1 protein-coding gene is annotated in these 1,102 nt (G+C 27.4%); it reads left to right on the top strand.

Translation table 11 applies throughout. The annotated features are described in order from the left end of the window. Window positions 1-203: 203 nt before the first annotated feature. On the top strand, window positions 204-677 hold the full coding sequence (locus NXI30_29070) for a hypothetical protein (protein MCR9098292.1): 474 nt from the start codon (window positions 204-206) through the stop codon (window positions 675-677). Window positions 678-1,102 lie beyond the last annotated feature (425 nt).

Here is a 1,102-nt window from a genome sequence, read left to right as displayed (position 1 = left end):
GAAATTATTTATATTGATAAAGTAGGTTTAGAAGATTTAATAACATTTCATGACGCAGAGTTTGAAATCATTGATGGTTATTATTTTAACGAAGGTAGAAACGATACAATCAACACTGTTATAAAAATCTATATGATAAACGATTAAAGTTAAAAAAAGACCAGCACCCAGCAGAAAAAATAATCAAGCTCTTTTTAAATTCAATGTATGGTAAAACCATTATTAAGCCAGTTGAAACTGATACTATTATTAAAGATAACAGAGAAGATTTTGAAAAATATATTTCATATAATTATAACTATATTGATTCTGTTTTAGAAGTTAATGGTAGATATTATATTAAGAAAGTTAAATCTGTAATGTCTCATTTCAATTACGTTCATTGTGGTGTTGAGATTTTATCTATGAGTAAAAGAATTATGAATAAAGTATTTAGTTGTGCTGATGATGTTGGTGTTAAGATTTATTACCAAGATACTGACAGCATCCATTTAAATTACGATGATGTTCCTAAAATTGTTGAACGATATCAACAAACATATAATCAAGAATTAGTTGGAGAATATTTAGGGAATTTTCATGTAGATTTTGATATGGATGGGGCTTGTGGCGAGATTTACGCGAAAGAAAGTTTATTCCTTGGTAAAAACTTACATATATATATTAGAATCAACTGATAAAGATGGTAACACCATTAACGCCGAACATATTAGAATGAAAGGTATTCCTACACCTTGTATAAAGTATTATGCTAAACAAAATAAGATGAGCGTTTTAGATTTATATAAAAAGTTATATAAAGGAGAAATAATTAAATTTGATTTAACAAATGATGATAATAAATTTGTATGCAGAAATAATAAAGATCATACTGTCAGCAATCTCCGCAAAGGTGCTTCTGGCTCAACCAGAAAAACTAAATTTATTAGAAATGAAAATGATAAAATTTACATTAATTAATATACAATGACTGAAAGCAAAGAAGATACGATCAAGAAGGTATACGAGAATAAAGTAACAGGTTATGGTTCTGTTCGTGATACTTACGTACAGGCAAACAAGATAAACCCTGGTATTAGATACATTGATGTCAAAGAATATT

The sequence above is a fragment of the bacterium genome (genome assembly GCA_024742285.1).
Taxonomy (GTDB): Bacteria; Myxococcota_A; UBA9160; order UBA9160; family UBA4427; genus UBA4427.
The sequence above is the reverse complement of the archived record's forward strand: the minus strand, read 5'-3'. Positions and strand labels throughout refer to the sequence as shown.